This window comes from Ruegeria sp. AF2 (genome assembly GCF_056542025.1).
Genome location: NZ_JBQFZC010000003.1, coordinates 280,834 through 296,824, shown reverse-complemented (window position 1 = coordinate 296,824; position 15,991 = coordinate 280,834). Strand labels below are relative to the sequence as shown.

The window sequence follows — 15,991 nt, the reverse complement described above, 5'->3', positions numbered from 1 at the left end:
GACGCCTTTCGTTACGCCGAGGGGTGCAAACGCCCCCACAAGTCGTATTCTCCGGCTTCATCTACCTCGACCGTGACGATATCCCCGGGTTTCAGGCCTTCGAAGCCTTCGTCGATAAACAAGTTACCATCGATTTCTGGAGCATCGGCCTTGGTGCGGCAGGTCGCGGCCTCTTCATCCACCTCGTCTACGATGACATCGAGTTTTTGGCCAACCTTTGCTGCCAGCTTGGCCTCAGAAATGGCCTGAGCTTTCTCCATGAAACGCTCCCATCGCTCTTGCTTGACCTCGGCCGGGACATGATCCGGCAGGTCGTTCGAGCGGGCGCCATCGACATTTTCGTACTGGAAACAGCCGACACGATCCAACTGCGCTTCGTCCATCCAGTCCAGAAGCGTCTGGAACTCTGACTCGGTTTCTCCGGGGTAGCCGACGATGAACGTGGACCGCAAAGTGATATCCGGACAAATAGCGCGCCAGTTGGCAATCTCGTCCAGAGTTTTTGCCCCTGCGGCAGGGCGGGCCATGCGTTTCAGAACATCGGGATGCGCATGTTGGAATGGAATGTCGAGATACGGCAGCACATTGCTACCCGCATCTGCCATCAGCGGGATCAAATCGCGCACATGGGGGTAGGGATAGACGTAATGAAGCCTGACCCACGCATCAATCTGGCCCAGTTCACGCGCCAGATCGGTGATATGGCTGCGCACCTCCCGATCTTTCCATGGGTTCACGTCATACTTACGATCCAGCCCATAGGCCGAGGTATCCTGTGAGATCACAAGCAGTTCGCGCACGCCGCTGTCGACCAGTTTCTCAGCCTCGCGCAGCACTGCATGGGCCGGGCGGCTTGCGAGTTTACCGCGCATGTCGGGGATGATGCAAAACTTGCACTTATGATTACAGCCCTCGGAAATCTTGAGATAGCTATAGTGGCGCGGGGTAAGTTTGACGCCCGAAGCGGGCAGCAGATCGACATAAGGGTTTGGGTCGGGTGGTACGGCTGCATGTACTGCGTCCAGCACCTGTTCGTACTGATGCGGTCCTGTAACCGCCAGAATGCGCGGATGGTGTTCCCGGATATAGTCAGGCTCAGCCCCCAAACAGCCGGTCACAATGACCTTGCCGTTTTCAACCAATGCCTCGCCAATTGCGTCCAGCGACTCGGCCTTGGCGCTGTCCAGAAACCCGCAGGTATTCACAATAACGGCATCAGCACCCGTGTAGTCCGGCGAAATACCGTACCCCTCGGCCCGCAACCGGGTCAGGATGCGTTCGCTGTCAACCAGCGCTTTTGGACAACCCAGCGACACCATTCCAAGGGTCGGTTGGCCACGGCGGGGTGTCTCGGCGATCCGGGCCTCTGGGGCTAGATCGGGGCGAAGGTTCGGTGGGTTCTTGCTCATGGCCGGGCATATAGAGGGGAAAGCTTCCCCTTGCAAATCCCGCCCGCTCGGGGCTGACTTGAAACAGAGCAGAAAGGCCGGAAAGGCAGACCCATGAAGTGGCTCATTCGTTTTCTATTTCTCATCGTTGCAGCCTTCGGGCTGGTCATTGGTGCCTTGCTGCTGATGCCAGGCGAAAAACTGGCGACAATACTTGCTGAACAAGTAAAGGCGCAAACAGGCCGCGATCTCGAGTTGACCGGTGACGTCAAACTGTCATTTTGGCCGGTATTGGGGATGGAAACCGGCCCTGTGACATTTGGCAATGCGCCTTGGGCCGGGCCGGAACCGATGCTTAGCGCCCAAAGCCTCGCGGTTGGGGTCGATGCCTCGGCGTTGTTGTCTGGGAATATCCGGATCAAACGGGTGTTGGCCGATAGCCCGGTTCTACGCCTTGAACGCGCCGATGGGCGCGGCAACTGGGAGCTGCATCAGCCAGGTAACTCCTCGCAAACGGGCGCTACGGCGCAAGCCGTTGAAAGCCGACCCATCACGCTCGAGCGGTTGGAACTGACCAATGCGCGCCTAATCTATCTTGAGAATGGCGCGGTTAGTATGGATTTTGCCGATGTCGATCTTTCGGCCCGCTGGCCTGACGTAACGGCCCCAATGGAAATGCAAGCCAGTATGTCCGTCCCCGGAGGCAGCGTCGCAGTGGACCTTACCATCCCCGACTTGCCCGCATTTTCCAGCGGCGCTGTAACGCCGTTGCAGCTGAGCCTAACCGCGCCTGGCGGAGATATTCAGTTCTCGGGCCGGGTGAATCTGGCCGGCGAAATGGATGGCAAGACGACGGTCACGGCCAAGGACACTCAAAAGATGCTGGCCGCGTTTGGTCAGGGAGGAGTCACCGTTCCGGAGGGACTAGGACAGGTCGCGAGCGTATCCGGGCAGATGACCTATACCCGGGACGGGCGGATTTCATTGCGCAACATGATCGCGGTTCTGGATCAAAACCGGCTTGAGGGCGAAGCTGATATCCAGATTTCAAATCCGCCCCAGATGACTGCGCGTCTGAACGCAGGCGATCTCGACTTATCGAAGGTAAGCGGAGGCAACACTTCTGACGGCACCTCAGATACGGAAGGGTGGTCAAAAGCCCCAATTGATGCGTCGTTTCTGGCGCTGGCAAATGGCAAGATCCGCTTGCAAGCCACCTCGATTGCGGTTCCGGGTATGACCTTTGGGAAAAGTGATCTGACACTCAGCCTTGATCGGTCGCGGGCGGTATTGCAGATGCACCCGGCCTCGCTGTTCTCGGGGCAATTGAACGGCCAGGTGGTCGCCAATAATCGCAACGGTCTGTCGGTTGGTGGAAGTCTGAAAGCTGCCAATATCGATATCAACGAAGCGCTCGAAACGCTGGGGGATATCAAACGGCTTTCGGGCACCGGTTCAGGCAATCTTGAATTTCTGGGCGTCGGACAGAGCGAAGATCAGATCATGCGATCGCTCAGCGGCAAAGGAGATATCGAGGTCGGGCGGGGCGTTATCTCGGGGCTGGATCTTGACCGCCTTATGGGGCGGGGAAAGGGATCGGGTGGTACGACCGTATTCAACAGCCTTACGGCCAGCTTTACGATGAAGAATGGCGACTTGACCAACAAGGACCTGTTGATGCAGCTGGATAATTTCCGGGCGGACGGTACGGGCCGCATCGGCTTAGGAGCTCGCGATATCGATTATCTGTTCACACCGGTCGCCCTGCGCGCCAACTCAGGGCAGGGGATATCGGTACCCGTCCGAATTAAAGGTCCGTGGAGCGACCCGTCGATCAAGCCGGACCTTACCAAAGTCATTGAGGCGGCAGCCGAAGGCAAAGTTAAAGAACTGGAAGACGACGCAAAGAAGAAGGTTTTAGAAAAGGTTGGTAAAGAACTGGATACCACGGTGACGGATTCCGATCACATCGAAGACGCGCTGAAGAACAAGCTTGAGGATGAGGCCAAGAAAGGCCTGCTCAAGCTGTTTGGCGGGGATTGATCTAAGCGCGATAACAAAGGGCGCCGAAATGGGTGCCCTTCATAGTGTCATTTAGATTGTCTGATCGTATTCGCCCACGCCGGGTTCAGTTCGAATGACGGCGTCGATATCTGCGAAGATCGCGCGCATTTCATCCTCGCTTTCGCTGCTTTCGCAGACGACGACCAGATTGGGTGTATTGGATGAAGCGCGGACGAGTCCCCAACTGCCATTGTCCAGAATGACCCGGGCTCCATTGACGGTCACGACCTCTTTGATAGCCCGCCCCGCAAAGCGTTCGCCCGCATCGGCTTTGGCGACCAGTCTTTCGACCAAGCGCTGCAGGATTTCGTATTTCTCAGTATCCGCTGCGTAAGGAGACATGGTGGGTGTTGACCACGTCTTGGGCAGCGCCTTGCGCAGGTCCGACATGCTTTGATCCGGGTTACGGTCCATCAGTTTGCAGATTTCCACCGCCACGCGCATTCCGCAGTCGTATCCGCGCCCGACCGGTTCGGCCAAGAAATAGTGTCCCGATTTCTCAAACCCAGCCAGCGCACCGATTTCCTTGACGCGGCGCTTCATATGGCTATGGCCGGTTTTCCAGTAGTCGGCTTTGACCCCAAGCGCTTGCAACTCGGGATCGCTGGCGAACAGCCCAGTGGATTTCACATCGGCTACAAAGGTCGAACCTGGATGCAGCTTGGCCAGATCACGGGCCATGATGACGCCGACCTTATCGGCAAATATCTCTTCGCCTTCGTCATCCACAACACCGCAACGATCGCCATCCCCATCAAACCCTAGCGCCAGGTCCGCGCCGCTGGATTTGACTGTGTCGGCCATGTCATGCAGCATTTCCATGGCTTCCGGGTTCGGATTGTAATTGGGGAAGGTGTAATCCAGCCGTGTATGGCTGGGCACAACCTCAACCCCGATCCTTTCGAAAATCTCGGGCGCGAAGGCGGCGGCGGTGCCGTTGCCGGTGGCACAAACCACTTTCAGCGGACGCGACATTTTGAAGTCACCGACCAGATCATCGATATAGGCTTCCTTCACGCCATCGACGAATTCATATGACCCGCCCGGGCGTGCAACACCTTCCCCGTTCAGGACGATGTCGCGCAGTTCCGACATTTCGTCAGGGCCGTGGGTCAATGGGCGGTCAAAGCCCATTTTGACGCCGGTCCAACCGTTCGGGTTATGGCTTGCCGTGACCATCGCAACCGCCGGTACGTCCAGATGGAATTGCGCGAAATACGCCATCGGGCTGAGCGCTGGGCCGATATCTTTCACCTGAATACCCGCCTGCATAAGTCCAACGATCAGAGCGTTTTTGATCGACAGGGAATAATCGCGATAGTCATTTCCCACTGCAATCACGGGTTCGATCCCGCGTTTGTGCATCTGTGTGCCCAGACCCAAACCCAGGGCCGTCATGCCTGGCAGATTGATCTCATCGGGGTATTTCCACCGCGCGTCATATTCGCGAAAGCCCGTGGGCTTGATCATCGGATCGCGCAGAAAGCTCCAGGTGTTTGGGGTCACCTCAGGCAAAGGCTTGGTCATCACAAATCTCAATCGTTAAATCTGAATTGGGTTTTCTTTGGCCAGCGCATCAAATCGCATCAATGTGTCAACCAGATGGCCCATTTGATCCAGAGGGATCATGTTCGGCCCATCTGAGGGGGCGGTGTCGGGATCCTGATGGGTTTCTATGAATACGGCTCCGACGCCCAGAGATACAGCGGCGCGCGCCATCACCGGCGCAAACTCACGCTGTCCACCCGAGGAACCACCTTGGCCGCCGGGCTGTTGCACCGAGTGGGTCGCGTCCATGACGACCGGATATCCGGTTTGCACCATCTGCGGCAGCGATCGCATGTCCGCGACCAGCGTATTGTAGCCAAACGAAGTTCCACGCTCGGTCAGCAGGATGTTCTGATTGCCAGTGCTTTCGATCTTTGTGACGATATTCGGCATTTCCCACGGGGCAAGAAACTGCCCTTTTTTTACGTTGACCGCTTTGCCGGTATTGCCCGCCGCCAGCAGCATGTCCGTCTGACGACACAGAAACGCAGGGATTTGCAGAATATCGACGGCCCCAGCCGCAATCGCGCATTGCGCTTCGGTATGGACATCGGTCAGTACCGGTATGCCCATGGTCTTGCGGATATCTTCCAGCACCTGCAGCCCGGAATCAATGCCCATGCCGCGCTTGCCGGACAGCGAGGTCCGGTTAGCTTTGTCATACGAGGCCTTGAACACATATTGCGCACCTGCGGCGTCGCATGCCTCTTTCATGGTGCCGGCGATCATTTGGGCGTGATCGGCGGTTTCAAGCTGGCAAGGGCCGGCAATGATGGTCAGCGGAAGGTCGTTGCCAACCGTCAGGTCGGCTATTTTTACATGTTTCATGAGTCTTACGAGGATACCTGTTCACGAAGGACCGACGCGGTAAGCGAGATCATCAGGTAGATACCAGCAAATAACAGGAATGCCAAAATCGTATTTTCGAACTTGCGCGGATAGCTGGGCTCCTGGCTGGCGACCGGGTTCACCGAGACGGTCAGATACCGCACTTTTCGATTGGCCTCGGTCCGCGTAGCTTCCATTTGCTGCATTGCCGTTTGCAGCATCATGTCACGCGCCGCCAGATCGGCCTGAGCCATCTGGATTCGCACGCTCAAACGCGCCAGCGAATTTTCGCCCGCCGACACATCCAGCATCTCGGCATTCAACTCATCAAGGACCGCTTGCAGCCGCGCGATATCCGCCCGTGTACCATCCACCTTGGCCTGGTTGGGGCGCGTATTATCGAGAAGCGCGGCCAATTGTAGTTCTTTGTCCTGCAGCTCGAATTCGAACTGATCGATCCTTCCTCGCAGGCTGGCGATCACACTTTGCGGGTCCAGTATCGCACCTTGTAGCTGCAGTTCGATCAGGTCTTCCTGAGCCTGTCTGCGTGCCTCTTGCGCAGCCTCAAAACTCGCCAAGGCATCGCGCATCTGGTCTTCGCGTTTCAATTCAGTCAGACCATTGATGGTCTCTTCCGCGTAAGAGATAAGCCGCCTGGACAAATCGACCGCTATCTCGGGGCTCGGCGCTGCGACCTCCATTCGGATGACGCCGTCACTAGGATCATATCCGATTGTGATCATACGTTTATAAAGCTTGTAGGTTTCTTCAAGCGTCGCATCAGCCGGCAATCGTTGGATCGGGTCTATCCAATCCTGCCGAAAAAACTCAGTAAATCCGACATCACGTTCAAGCCGTTCCAATGCATCCTTGGATTCCAGAAATTCCTGAGTGGACACGGAATCCTGCGCCGTCGCAAACTGCGTGCCCGCCAGAAATCCACCGAATGAGGCACCGCCGCCATCCGCTTGCAGGATCGAAAACACCGAGTCGCTGGCATACATCGGTGTCGCCACGCGATAGAAATAGTAGCCCACGATGAATGTTGGAATGAATACGAACACCGTCAATCGTGCGAATAACCCGGCAAGCTTGCGGCGTCGGCGGCGGGCGATGTCTTTCTGGATCTGCCCGATTTCATATTCACGACGTTCGGCTGGGCTGAGTTCGGGTCCTGGCAGGTTCTTCTGCGAGTCCCTGGTCGTTTGCGGCAGGTGAATCTTTATATTGTCTTGCGCGGCGTCATCACCAGTTGGCTTACCTTGGTCAGGAGCTGCCAGATCAAGCAGGTTTGTGCGCTGAAACGGATCAATTCCTTTCTTTCGTAACAGTCGGACCGCATCGTAGTCAGACGTCGCCGCCAGCCCGTTCTTGTGCGCCAAACGCCGCGCGACGCGCAATTGCCGCCCTGTCAGACCTTCGCGTTTGATCGCGTCCAACTCGTTGCCCGGTTGCTGAGTGTCGTCAGCCGAGTCTGTGCCTTGGGTCGCCTTTCGGATGCGCGAAATGGCGTCCGAGCGTGCCTCGGCAGTGCCAGAACCGCGTGCCGTGCGGTCGGGGTTGTATTTCCTAGCCTTGGGTTTGGTAGTCATAGAGCTGCTTTGCCTCTTCCAAGGTTTCAAACATGTAAAGCTGGCCGTCTACCAATACCGCAGCCTGCCGCGCGAATTTTTCAAGAAGCGAAGGGTTGTGCGATACGATCACCAAGGTTGTCGTGCGCAGCTTCTCTTTCAGAATGTCGCCCGCCTTCTTGTTGAACTCGACATCGGTTGTCGAGGGCATCCCCTCATCGATCAGATACATATCGAAATCCAGGGCCAGCATCAGTGCAAATGTAAACCGGGCCCGCATTCCGGACGAATAGGTTCCGAGCGGCTGGTCGAAATACTCACCCAAGTTGCACAGCCATTTGCAGTAGGCTTCGACATAGTCGGGATCCATGCCGTAGATCTTCGCGATATAGCGTGCGTTCTCCAGCGCGGACAGGCGCTTGGCCACACCTCCTGCAAAGCCCATGGGGAAGGATACGCGGCAGTCGCGCCGAATCACGCCTTCGTCGGGCTTTTCCAGCCCTGCCATCATGTTGATCAACGTAGTCTTGCCGGTTCCGTTCGGGGCCAGCACGCCAAGAGATGTTCCAAGCTCGACCCGGAACGAGACCCGATCCAGAATCACCTTTCGGCGGGTTCCGGTCCAGAAAGACTTGCTGACATTTTCGAATTCCAGCATGTGCGGCCTGCAGATCGCTCGGGGTTTTGACGGTTTGAGGATCGGTGTGCTACCGATCCATGTTGGCCACATTATGTCGAAATATGAAACAAATGATCAATGCGCATCCGCGTTCATGACATTGATGTGTTGCAAGGACGGTTTCATTGGCTCGAGGGTAGATGATGCCTATCTTCATCGATGAACATTGCAAAAGCCTGTTGATCCGATGAATTCGCTGATAGAGGACATCCAAGCCTGCCGTTTGTGCGCGGATAGGTTCGCGCAGACCACGACTGCGCACCAGCCGCGCCCGGTGGTCTGGTTTCGCCCCGGTGCGCGCATTTTGATCGCAGGTCAGGCACCGGGCGCGCGCGTCCATGCTTCAGGGAAGCCTTTCACCGACCCTTCGGGTGACCGGCTGCGGGATTGGCTGGGACTGGATGAGAACGCATTTTATGACCGTTCGCGCGTATCCATCGTGCCGATGGCGTTTTGCTTCCCCGGATACAATGAGCGCAAGGCCGACCTGCCTCCGCCGCCGATATGCGGGCGCACCTGGCATGACAAGGTGATGGCTGCGTTGGGAGAAGTACCGTTGACGATCCTCGTCGGGGGTCATGCCCATAAATACCATCTTGGCGTAAAAACACCGGTTACCGAGACTGTTAGTCTTTGGCGAGACCATGCACCGCGCGTGTTTGCCTTGCCTCACCCGTCCTGGCGCAATACGGCTTGGCTGAAGAAAAACCCCTGGTTCGAGGCCGAGCTTTTGCCGGTGCTACAGAAACGGGTGAATGAGGTTCTGAATGACTGAAGCCACAGCTTTGGATGCTGCACATAACGCCATGCAGGCGGCCCCGGAAGACGACAACGCTCGACTACGCTTTTTTGAAAGACTGGCCGATAGCGAGCTGTTCCTGATGCTTACCGAAGAAGCGAAGGATGAAAGCATTTCGCCCGAGCTGTTCGATGTGGCGGATGGTCGTTTTGTTCTGGTGTTTGATCTTGAGGAACGAATGGCGGCATTTGCGGGTCGGCCGGTCCCCTATGTCGCTCTGTCGGGTCGTGTTCTTTCAGGGATGTTGTCGGGGCAGGGGGTCGGGCTGGGTCTGAACCTTGATGTTGCACCGTCGTCGATGTTGATCCCCGCGGAAGCGCTCGGTTGGTTGTCTGACACGCTGCAGCATGGTCCTAAGGAGGTGCAGCAGCGACTTGCCGAATTCCATCCGCCCTCCGGTTTGCCAGATGTTCTGTTAACCGCGCTTGATGCAAAGCTGGCGACGGCTGCAGGTCTGGCTGCGGCGGCGTTTCTGGTTGGAACAAGGACCGAGGATGGGGGGCAGGGTCATTTGTTGGGTTTTGTTTCGGCGGTCGAAGGCGCGCAGCCAGCGCTTGCACGCGCCGTATCCGAGGCATTGACCTTTTCGGGGATCGAGGCCGGAGCGCTGGATGTTGGCTTTTTTGAAGTGCAGGATCCGGCTACTTCTGCCCTGGCAAAGGTTGGGCTGCGGTTCGATTTGCCCCAGCCTCAAGCGCCCCAAATGGAAAGGGCCGCGCCGGGCAGTGTTCCCGAGCGGCCCCCAATATTGAAGTAGCGCAGGACGTTAATCCGCCGCTTCCAGTTTATCCTGCGTGCGGGTCTCAAAATCGCTGGCGTCATGACGTTCGTGCAACTGCGTATGCGGCTCTCCGAACGCACGATTGACCATCCGGCCGCGCTGAACGGCGGGGCGAGCATCGATGGCATTGGCCCACCGCATCACGTTTTCATAGCTTTCGACATCCAGGAATTCTGCCGCATCGTATAGACGGCCCAGAACAAGCTGTCCGTACCACGGCCAGATCGCCATGTCGGCGATCGTATAGTCCTGACCTGCAATATAAGGCTTATCGGCAAGTTCCAGTTCCAGCACATGCAACTGGCGTTTGGCCTCCATCGCGAAACGGTCGATCGGATATTGCCATTTCTCAGGCGCATAAGCGTAGAAGTGGCCAAAGCCACCGCCCAGATATGGCGCGCTGCCCATTTGCCAGAACAACCAGTTCATCACTTCTGTCCGCTCGGCACCGCTGGCGGGCAGAAACTCACCGAATTTCTCAGCGAGATGCAGCAAGATGGAGGCGCTCTCGAAAACGCGCACAGGTGTTTCACCTGAATGATCCCACAGCGCCGGTATCTTCGAGTTAGGATTGGCCCCGACAAAGCCCGAGCTGAACTGATCACCTTCACCGATGTTGATCAGCCACGCATTGTATTCGGCCCCGGAATGGCCCAATGCCAAAAGCTCCTCCAGCATGACCGTAACCTTGACGCCGTTCGGGGTGGCGAGCGAATACAGTTGAAGCGGGTGCTTCCCGACCGGAAGATCCTTATCGTGGGTCGCACCAGCTATGGGCCGGTTTATATTGGCAAAGCGTCCCCCGCTTTCGCTGTCCCAAGTCCAGACCTTTGGGGGTGTGTAAGTGGATTGTTCGCTCATCTTTTGCCTTTCTGCATCATTTGGCCAAAACGCCGCCGCCTTCACAGCTAATATTGCAAAACTCAAAGTCCAACCCCGGATGTGGCGAGATATTTGTAACATTGCACCTCGTTCACCTCACAAAACCCCTCTGGTTTTCACAGCGGCGCGAGGGGGTCTTCGCGCCGGGCCAAAATTACCTATTGTTTGACCAGACCCGCAGTTCGGGTGACCAGAAACCGTAAGGACATGAGGACCAATCACATGAAACGCTTTGCGCTGACCCTTGCCGCGACGATGGCTTTTGCCGTGCCCGCGTTCGCCGGAGAACAATATGTTGATGGCACCGGATTTGCAGTATCGGGATACGACGTTGTTGCTTACCGCAGCCTGGATCAGGTTCCTGTAGGCCAGTCGCAACCCGAGGCCGTTCGCGGTCGGGCCGACATCACCGCAGACTATAATGGTGTAACCTGGGCGTTTGCGACCGAAGAAAACCGTGACAAGTTTTTGGAGAACCCGGCCTTTTACGCTCCGCAATATGATGGCCATTGTGCATACGGCGTGTCGAAAGGCGGCAAGGTTCCGGGCAACCCAAATCTGTGGCGTATTGTCGATGACAAGCTCTATCTGAACATCACTGATGTTGTTGTTGGTTTCTGGGAAGAGGATGTTCCGGCCAACATCGACCTGGCGGAAGGCAACTGGCCCGGAATCGAAGGGGATGCCGCTTCGACCAGCGTGATCCCGAAATTCACATCAGAAGGCCCAATTTCCAACTGATTCCGATTAATGAAAGAAAGCCCGGCCACTAAGGCCGGGCTTTTTTCGCTGGCGGGTTCTCTCACCCCGCCAACTCGAACATATCCCGCATGTGTTGATCCGCTTCGAACCGTATTGTTACACTCTTGGCACCGGGAAATTTCCTCTCGCGTATCGGGTCAGGAATGACAATCTCACCGGAGCCCGAGCCCTTGGACCGAAAGGTCAGAATCTCTGTTTCTGACTTGCGGTAGCCGGAAAGGACCGAGGTTGGCAATGCAACGCGGTTAGACCCTTCGCAGACTGACGATGCGACGAAGTAGGTAAGATCGCGCCCGAAGCATCCGATTGCATCAGGAACATGGTCCGAAGATTCGCGGGCGCTTTTGGCGGCGTCCGGTTCACCTAGTTCCGATAAATCCTTCAGCGCGCGTTCGGGTTTTAACAGATCGTGACAAGCTTTGATTTCATCTGCGGCCAGTTCGATTACGCGTTTCTTCAGACGAGGACGACGCGGTGTAGAAGAATCTACACCGTTTTTGCGTGTCATCCCTTCTTTACGCAAAAAATCATAGGCTGATTTAGCATCCGAAAAACCGGAATAATCACCGTCGGTATGATCAGGATGATCGTGGAACGCGATTTTGCGCCAGGCTTCACGAATCTCGTTTGCGTTTGCATTTGGGGGCAGACCAAGAACCTGCAACGCTTCGGCCCGAGCCTGTACCTTGCTCACTGGCTTCATACTCAAAACACTCATTAAAACTACAACGGGGTCAGATTGCCATTGATCACATTTTTGTCAAATTTTTTCAGGAATTAGACTGAGGTAGGGCAACAGTTGACGGGTGCATATCGAGATTGTCGCCTGCGCAGCGGTTGTCGCAAATGAGCATATCAGACGACCGCCACGCCCGGCGATACAGGGCAAACGCAAAAACTGTAGGATCAGGCGACGTTCTGCAATTCGGTCTGGGGTGTAATGCCCAGGGCAAAACAGACATCCCGAGTAAGCTCAGGTCGGTTGAGCGTATAGAAATGCAGTTTGTCCACGCCGCCTTCTATCAGGTCCGAGCAGAGTTCGGTGCATAGCGCCGTCGCCAGAAGATCTTCGCGATCGTCCCGGATTGCTTTGTCAAATGTGTTCTCGATCCAGTCGGGAATGTGGGCGCCACAGCGTTTTGCAAAGTTACGCGCACCCTTCCAGTTCTCGATGGGAAGAATGCCCGGTACGATAGGCTTGTCGATCCCCGCTTTTTCGCAGGCATCGCGAAACCGGAAGAAGGTTTCAGCCTCGAAGAAGAATTGGGTCAACGCCTCGTCCGCGCCCGCATCCAGCTTGGCCTTTAGCCAATCCACATCAGCGCGGGCATTGCTTGCTTCTGGATGTTTATCCGGATAAGCGCCGACACGGATGCTGAACATCTCGGTCTCGGCCAGTGCAGAAATCAGTTCTACCGAGTTGGCGAAACCATCAGGGTGGGGGGCGAACCGGTCTTGACCTTTAGGGGGGTCGCCACGCAGGGCAACGATATCCTGAACACCTGCGCGCGCGAAAGTGTCTGCGATCTCAAGCGTCTCCTGACGCGAGGCATCGACACAGGTCAGATGCGCAGCAACAGGCAGCCCCGAGGATTTGTGCAAGGTTGCAACTGCATCACGCGTCAACTCACGTGTTGTACCACCAGCACCATAGGTCACCGATACAAACCGTGGGTTCAGCGGCGCCAAGGTCTGAACCGTATCCCAAAGGCGAAACGAGGCCTCCAGAGTCTGCGGCGGGAAGAACTCGAATGAAATCTCAGGCTTGGTCATGGTGGCCTCGTAGCTGTCATTTATGCCCTTGTGCCATCAGATGCATTGTGAGACAAACTCATATTGTTCAACAACAACATGAGTTGCGTGAGTAATGCATATCGAATTTCGCCACTTACGGACGATCAAAGCCATCCACGAATGCGGTGGGCTTGCGCGTGCAGCTGATCAGCTAAACATCACGCAATCCGCACTAAGTCACCAGATCAAGGGGTTGGAAGATCAGGCCGGGGTCGAGCTGTTTTTACGTCGATCCAAGCCGATGAAGTTGTCGGCAGCTGGTTTGCGGCTGCTGCGGCTCGCTGAACAAATTCTGCCTCAGGTCGAGGCGATGCAGGATGAGTTTTCATCGCTGCGCGACGGTCGCACCGGTCGGATGCACATTGCGATCGAATGTCACGCTTGTTTCGAGTGGCTGTTTCCGGTGCTTGAAGCTTTTCGTAAATCCTGGTCAGACGTTGATGTGGATATCCGCCCGGGCCTTGCATTCGACGCGTTGCCCGCCTTGCAGAAAGAAGAGGTTGATCTAGTGGTGTCCTCTGACCCCGAAGATCTGCCGGGTGTCGAATTTGTCGAACTCTTTGACTATCAGGCCGTATTTGTCGCGGCGTCTTCGCATCCATTGGCTGAAAAGCCCTATATCGAAGCTGAAGATTTCCGAGGTCAGACACTGATTACCTACCCGGTCGAACGAACCCGGTTGGATGTTTTTAGTCAGTTGCTGATCCCGGCCCGGGTCGAGCCTGCCACCATCCGACAGGTTGAACTGACCGCTGTGATCTTGTTGTTGGTGGCTTCGAATAGGGGCATATCCGTTCTTCCGGACTGGGTGGTGCGCGAGGTAAAGTATAGCTCGGACTACGTCACGCGCCCGCTTACCAAAGACGGGATTACCCGCAGGTTATATGCTGCGGTCCGCAGCGAAGACCTTGAAAAACCCTTTGTGCAAGAGTTGGTGAAACTGGCGCGGACCGAGGCGCGTAAGCTTCAGACTCAATAACACCGGACGCAGATCAGCCATGCGCATCATTCCTCTTGGCAAGGGCGCGTTGCCCCAGTATACGCGCGGCTTGACCGGACAGGAGCCTATGGAAAATGGTTGGCAGTGCAAATCTCAACATCATGATCAAGGCCGCGCGTAAGGCGGGGCGTTCTCTGGTCAAGGATTTTCGTGAAGTCGAGAACCTGCAGGTGTCGATGAAAGGTGCGGGCGACTTTGTGTCGAAGGCCGATATCGCGGCCGAAGCCATCCTGAAAGAGGAATTGCTGGGTGCCCGTCCGACCTATGGTTGGCTGGCCGAAGAGGGCGGCGCGATTGACGGCGAAGACCCGACTCGTCGCTGGATCGTCGACCCGCTGGATGGGACAACCAACTTCCTGCACGGGCTGCCGCACTGGGCCGTTTCAATCGCGTTGGAACATAAGGGCAAGATCGTTTCGGGTGTGATCTATGACCCTGCCAAGGATGAGATGTTCTTTGCCGAAAAAGGCGAAGGTGCGTGGATGAACGACATGCGCATCCGTGTGTCGGGCCGCCATCGCATGATCGAGTCGATCTTCGCGACAGGTCTGCCATTCGGTGGCCGTTCGGACCTGCCTGCGACCTTGCAGGACCTGGCCCGTCTGATGCCTGCCTGTGCAGGTGTTCGTCGCTGGGGTGCTGCCGCGCTGGACATGGCCTATGTGGCCGCCGGTCGTTACGAAGGCTTTTGGGAGCGTCGCCTAAACGCCTGGGATCTGGCCGCAGGCATCATCATCGTGAAAGAGGCGGGCGGCTTTGTTCAGGCGCTGAACCCCGAAGGCAGCGTGCTTGAGGATGGCGAAGTGATCTGCGCCAATGAGCCGATCTTTGACAATTTCGCAACGGTAATTCGGGGCTGATATTCAACCCCGGTCATTTGATCATGGTACGCGCGTCCGGTCCGGGCGCGCGTTTTGTTTTAGAAGTCGACCTCGATCGCGATCCCTTGCTGGACCGCCAGATCAACTGCCGCGCTGGCCACCGCAAGATCTTGCAGCCCCACGCCAGTACCGTCGAACACGGTCACCTCAGCCTCGGACACACGCCCGGGATGGGTCCCGTTAATGACCTCTCCGATCTGCCGGATATCGCCTTCGGCTTTCATTTCGGCAGCCACGGCATGCTGGCTTTCACCCAATGTCACGGCCTGCGCGACCTCGTCGGTAAAGACGCTTGCGCGCGCGATCAGGTCTGTGGCGACCTCTTGCTTACCGACGGTATCGGTGCCCATACATGCGATGTGTGTGCCGTCGGAGACGTGCTCGGACATCAGTGTTGGCGCGAAGGAGGAGGTGATGGTGATAATCACATCCGCCTGCACCATGCCGGGCAGATCCACAGCCTCAAAAGGCAGCCCCGCTTCAGCCGCGACCTTTTCGAGATTTGGCAGCATTTCTGGATGCAAGTTCCAGCCTATGACTTTCTCAAAGTTTCGCTGTTCCAATGCCGCGCGAAATTGGAATGTCGCCTGATGCCCAGCGCCAACCATTCCGATCACCTTGGCATCTTTGCGTGCCAAATGGTTGATCGAAACCGAAGAGGCTGCAGCCGTGCGCAGTGCGGTCAGCAGGTTGCCCCCAACGATGGCCCGAACGCGACCCGTATCTGGATCAAACAAAAACACGGTGGATTGGTGATTGATCAGCCCGTGCGTTTCCAGATTGTTTGGCCAATACCCGCCTGCTTTCAGGCCAAGGTTCTTGCCCGCGCGATCAAACCCGCCTTTGAACCCATAGAGCGCATCCGCATGACCTATGGCCTCGCGCACGACCGGGAAGTTGTAGGCATCCCCAGCCGCCATCGCGGCAAACACTTGCTCAACCGCAGTATAGCTTTCCTGTCGGCCTAACAGAGCGCCGATTTCCTTTTCAGGAACGATGATCATCGCGTTTGTC

At 56.5% G+C, this 15,991-nt stretch carries 15 protein-coding genes; 6 read left to right on the top strand and 9 right to left on the bottom strand.

Annotation, left to right across the window (positions count from 1 at the left end; genetic code table 11):
- Positions 1 to 11: 11 nt before the first annotated feature.
- The gene (gene rimO / locus ACR0NM_RS12175) at positions 12 to 1,409 is read right to left on the bottom strand and encodes a 30S ribosomal protein S12 methylthiotransferase RimO (RefSeq protein WP_480614942.1); all 1,398 of its coding nucleotides are present in this window, start codon (positions 1,407 to 1,409) and stop codon (positions 12 to 14) included.
- Positions 1,410 to 1,502: 93 nt separating this feature from the next.
- On the opposite strand from rimO, the gene ACR0NM_RS12170 reads away from it, so the two are divergent.
- Positions 1,503 to 3,431: an AsmA family protein gene (locus ACR0NM_RS12170; RefSeq protein WP_480614940.1), complete on the top strand. Its 1,929-nt coding sequence runs from the start codon at positions 1,503 to 1,505 to the stop codon at positions 3,429 to 3,431.
- Between the two features lie 51 nt (positions 3,432 to 3,482).
- On the opposite strand, the gene ACR0NM_RS12165 is transcribed toward ACR0NM_RS12170, so the two are convergent.
- Genes ACR0NM_RS12165 through ACR0NM_RS12150 form a run of 4 tightly spaced genes read right to left on the bottom strand, consistent with a single transcriptional unit; the run spans position 3,483 to position 8,057 of the window.
- Entirely contained in the window at positions 3,483 to 4,979 is a 1,497-nt protein-coding gene (locus ACR0NM_RS12165) for a phosphomannomutase/phosphoglucomutase (protein WP_480614938.1), read from the bottom strand.
- A gap of 15 nt (positions 4,980 to 4,994) precedes the next feature.
- Positions 4,995 to 5,828 (bottom strand): 3-deoxy-8-phosphooctulonate synthase, encoded by an 834-nt coding sequence (gene kdsA, locus ACR0NM_RS12160; protein WP_480614936.1) that lies wholly within the window; start codon positions 5,826 to 5,828, stop codon positions 4,995 to 4,997.
- Between the two features lie 5 nt (positions 5,829 to 5,833).
- The gene (locus ACR0NM_RS12155; protein WP_170392313.1) at positions 5,834 to 7,420 is read right to left on the bottom strand and encodes a capsule biosynthesis protein; all 1,587 of its coding nucleotides are present in this window, start codon (positions 7,418 to 7,420) and stop codon (positions 5,834 to 5,836) included.
- Entirely contained in the window at positions 7,398 to 8,057 is a 660-nt protein-coding gene (locus ACR0NM_RS12150; RefSeq protein ID WP_170392311.1) for an ABC transporter ATP-binding protein, read from the bottom strand. The genes ACR0NM_RS12155 and ACR0NM_RS12150 overlap by 23 nt, the downstream gene beginning before the upstream one ends.
- A gap of 208 nt (positions 8,058 to 8,265) precedes the next feature.
- Between ACR0NM_RS12150 and ACR0NM_RS12145 the strand changes: the two genes are divergently transcribed.
- Positions 8,266 to 8,853: a uracil-DNA glycosylase family protein gene (locus tag ACR0NM_RS12145; RefSeq protein WP_170636042.1), complete on the top strand. Its 588-nt coding sequence runs from the start codon at positions 8,266 to 8,268 to the stop codon at positions 8,851 to 8,853.
- A complete protein-coding gene (locus tag ACR0NM_RS12140) occupies positions 8,846 to 9,634 on the top strand; it encodes an SseB family protein (protein WP_480614934.1) in 789 nt (262 codons plus the stop codon). The genes ACR0NM_RS12145 and ACR0NM_RS12140 overlap by 8 nt, the downstream gene beginning before the upstream one ends.
- A gap of 9 nt (positions 9,635 to 9,643) precedes the next feature.
- Here the strand turns inward: ACR0NM_RS12140 and yghU are convergent, their stop codons facing one another.
- A complete protein-coding gene (gene yghU / locus ACR0NM_RS12135; RefSeq protein WP_480614932.1) occupies positions 9,644 to 10,519 on the bottom strand; it encodes a glutathione-dependent disulfide-bond oxidoreductase in 876 nt (291 codons plus the stop codon).
- A gap of 243 nt (positions 10,520 to 10,762) precedes the next feature.
- Between yghU and ACR0NM_RS12130 the strand changes: the two genes are divergently transcribed.
- Positions 10,763 to 11,281 carry a YHS domain-containing (seleno)protein gene (locus tag ACR0NM_RS12130; protein ID WP_170392303.1) on the top strand — a complete coding sequence of 173 codons (519 nt, stop codon included), beginning with the start codon at positions 10,763 to 10,765 and terminating at the stop codon, positions 11,279 to 11,281.
- Positions 11,282 to 11,342: 61 nt separating this feature from the next.
- Here ACR0NM_RS12130 and ACR0NM_RS12125 read toward each other — a convergent pair whose 3' ends face one another.
- Positions 11,343 to 12,005 carry a J domain-containing protein gene (locus ACR0NM_RS12125; RefSeq protein ID WP_170625218.1) on the bottom strand — a complete coding sequence of 221 codons (663 nt, stop codon included), beginning with the start codon at positions 12,003 to 12,005 and terminating at the stop codon, positions 11,343 to 11,345.
- 203 nt (positions 12,006 to 12,208) lie between these two features.
- Positions 12,209 to 13,075 carry a methylenetetrahydrofolate reductase [NAD(P)H] gene (metF, locus tag ACR0NM_RS12120; RefSeq protein ID WP_480614930.1) on the bottom strand — a complete coding sequence of 289 codons (867 nt, stop codon included), beginning with the start codon at positions 13,073 to 13,075 and terminating at the stop codon, positions 12,209 to 12,211.
- A 94-nt stretch (positions 13,076 to 13,169) separates the two neighbouring features.
- Between metF and ACR0NM_RS12115 the strand changes: the two genes are divergently transcribed.
- Together ACR0NM_RS12115 and ACR0NM_RS12110 are read left to right on the top strand one after the other, a co-directional pair.
- Positions 13,170 to 14,075: a LysR family transcriptional regulator gene (locus ACR0NM_RS12115; protein ID WP_170564044.1), complete on the top strand. Its 906-nt coding sequence runs from the start codon at positions 13,170 to 13,172 to the stop codon at positions 14,073 to 14,075.
- Between the two features lie 95 nt (positions 14,076 to 14,170).
- The gene (locus ACR0NM_RS12110; protein ID WP_480614928.1) at positions 14,171 to 14,956 is read left to right on the top strand and encodes an inositol monophosphatase family protein; all 786 of its coding nucleotides are present in this window, start codon (positions 14,171 to 14,173) and stop codon (positions 14,954 to 14,956) included.
- Between the two features lie 59 nt (positions 14,957 to 15,015).
- Here ACR0NM_RS12110 and bhcD read toward each other — a convergent pair whose 3' ends face one another.
- The gene (gene bhcD, locus ACR0NM_RS12105; RefSeq protein ID WP_480614926.1) at positions 15,016 to 15,981 is read right to left on the bottom strand and encodes an iminosuccinate reductase BhcD; all 966 of its coding nucleotides are present in this window, start codon (positions 15,979 to 15,981) and stop codon (positions 15,016 to 15,018) included.
- Between the last annotated feature and the right edge of the window lie 10 nt (positions 15,982 to 15,991).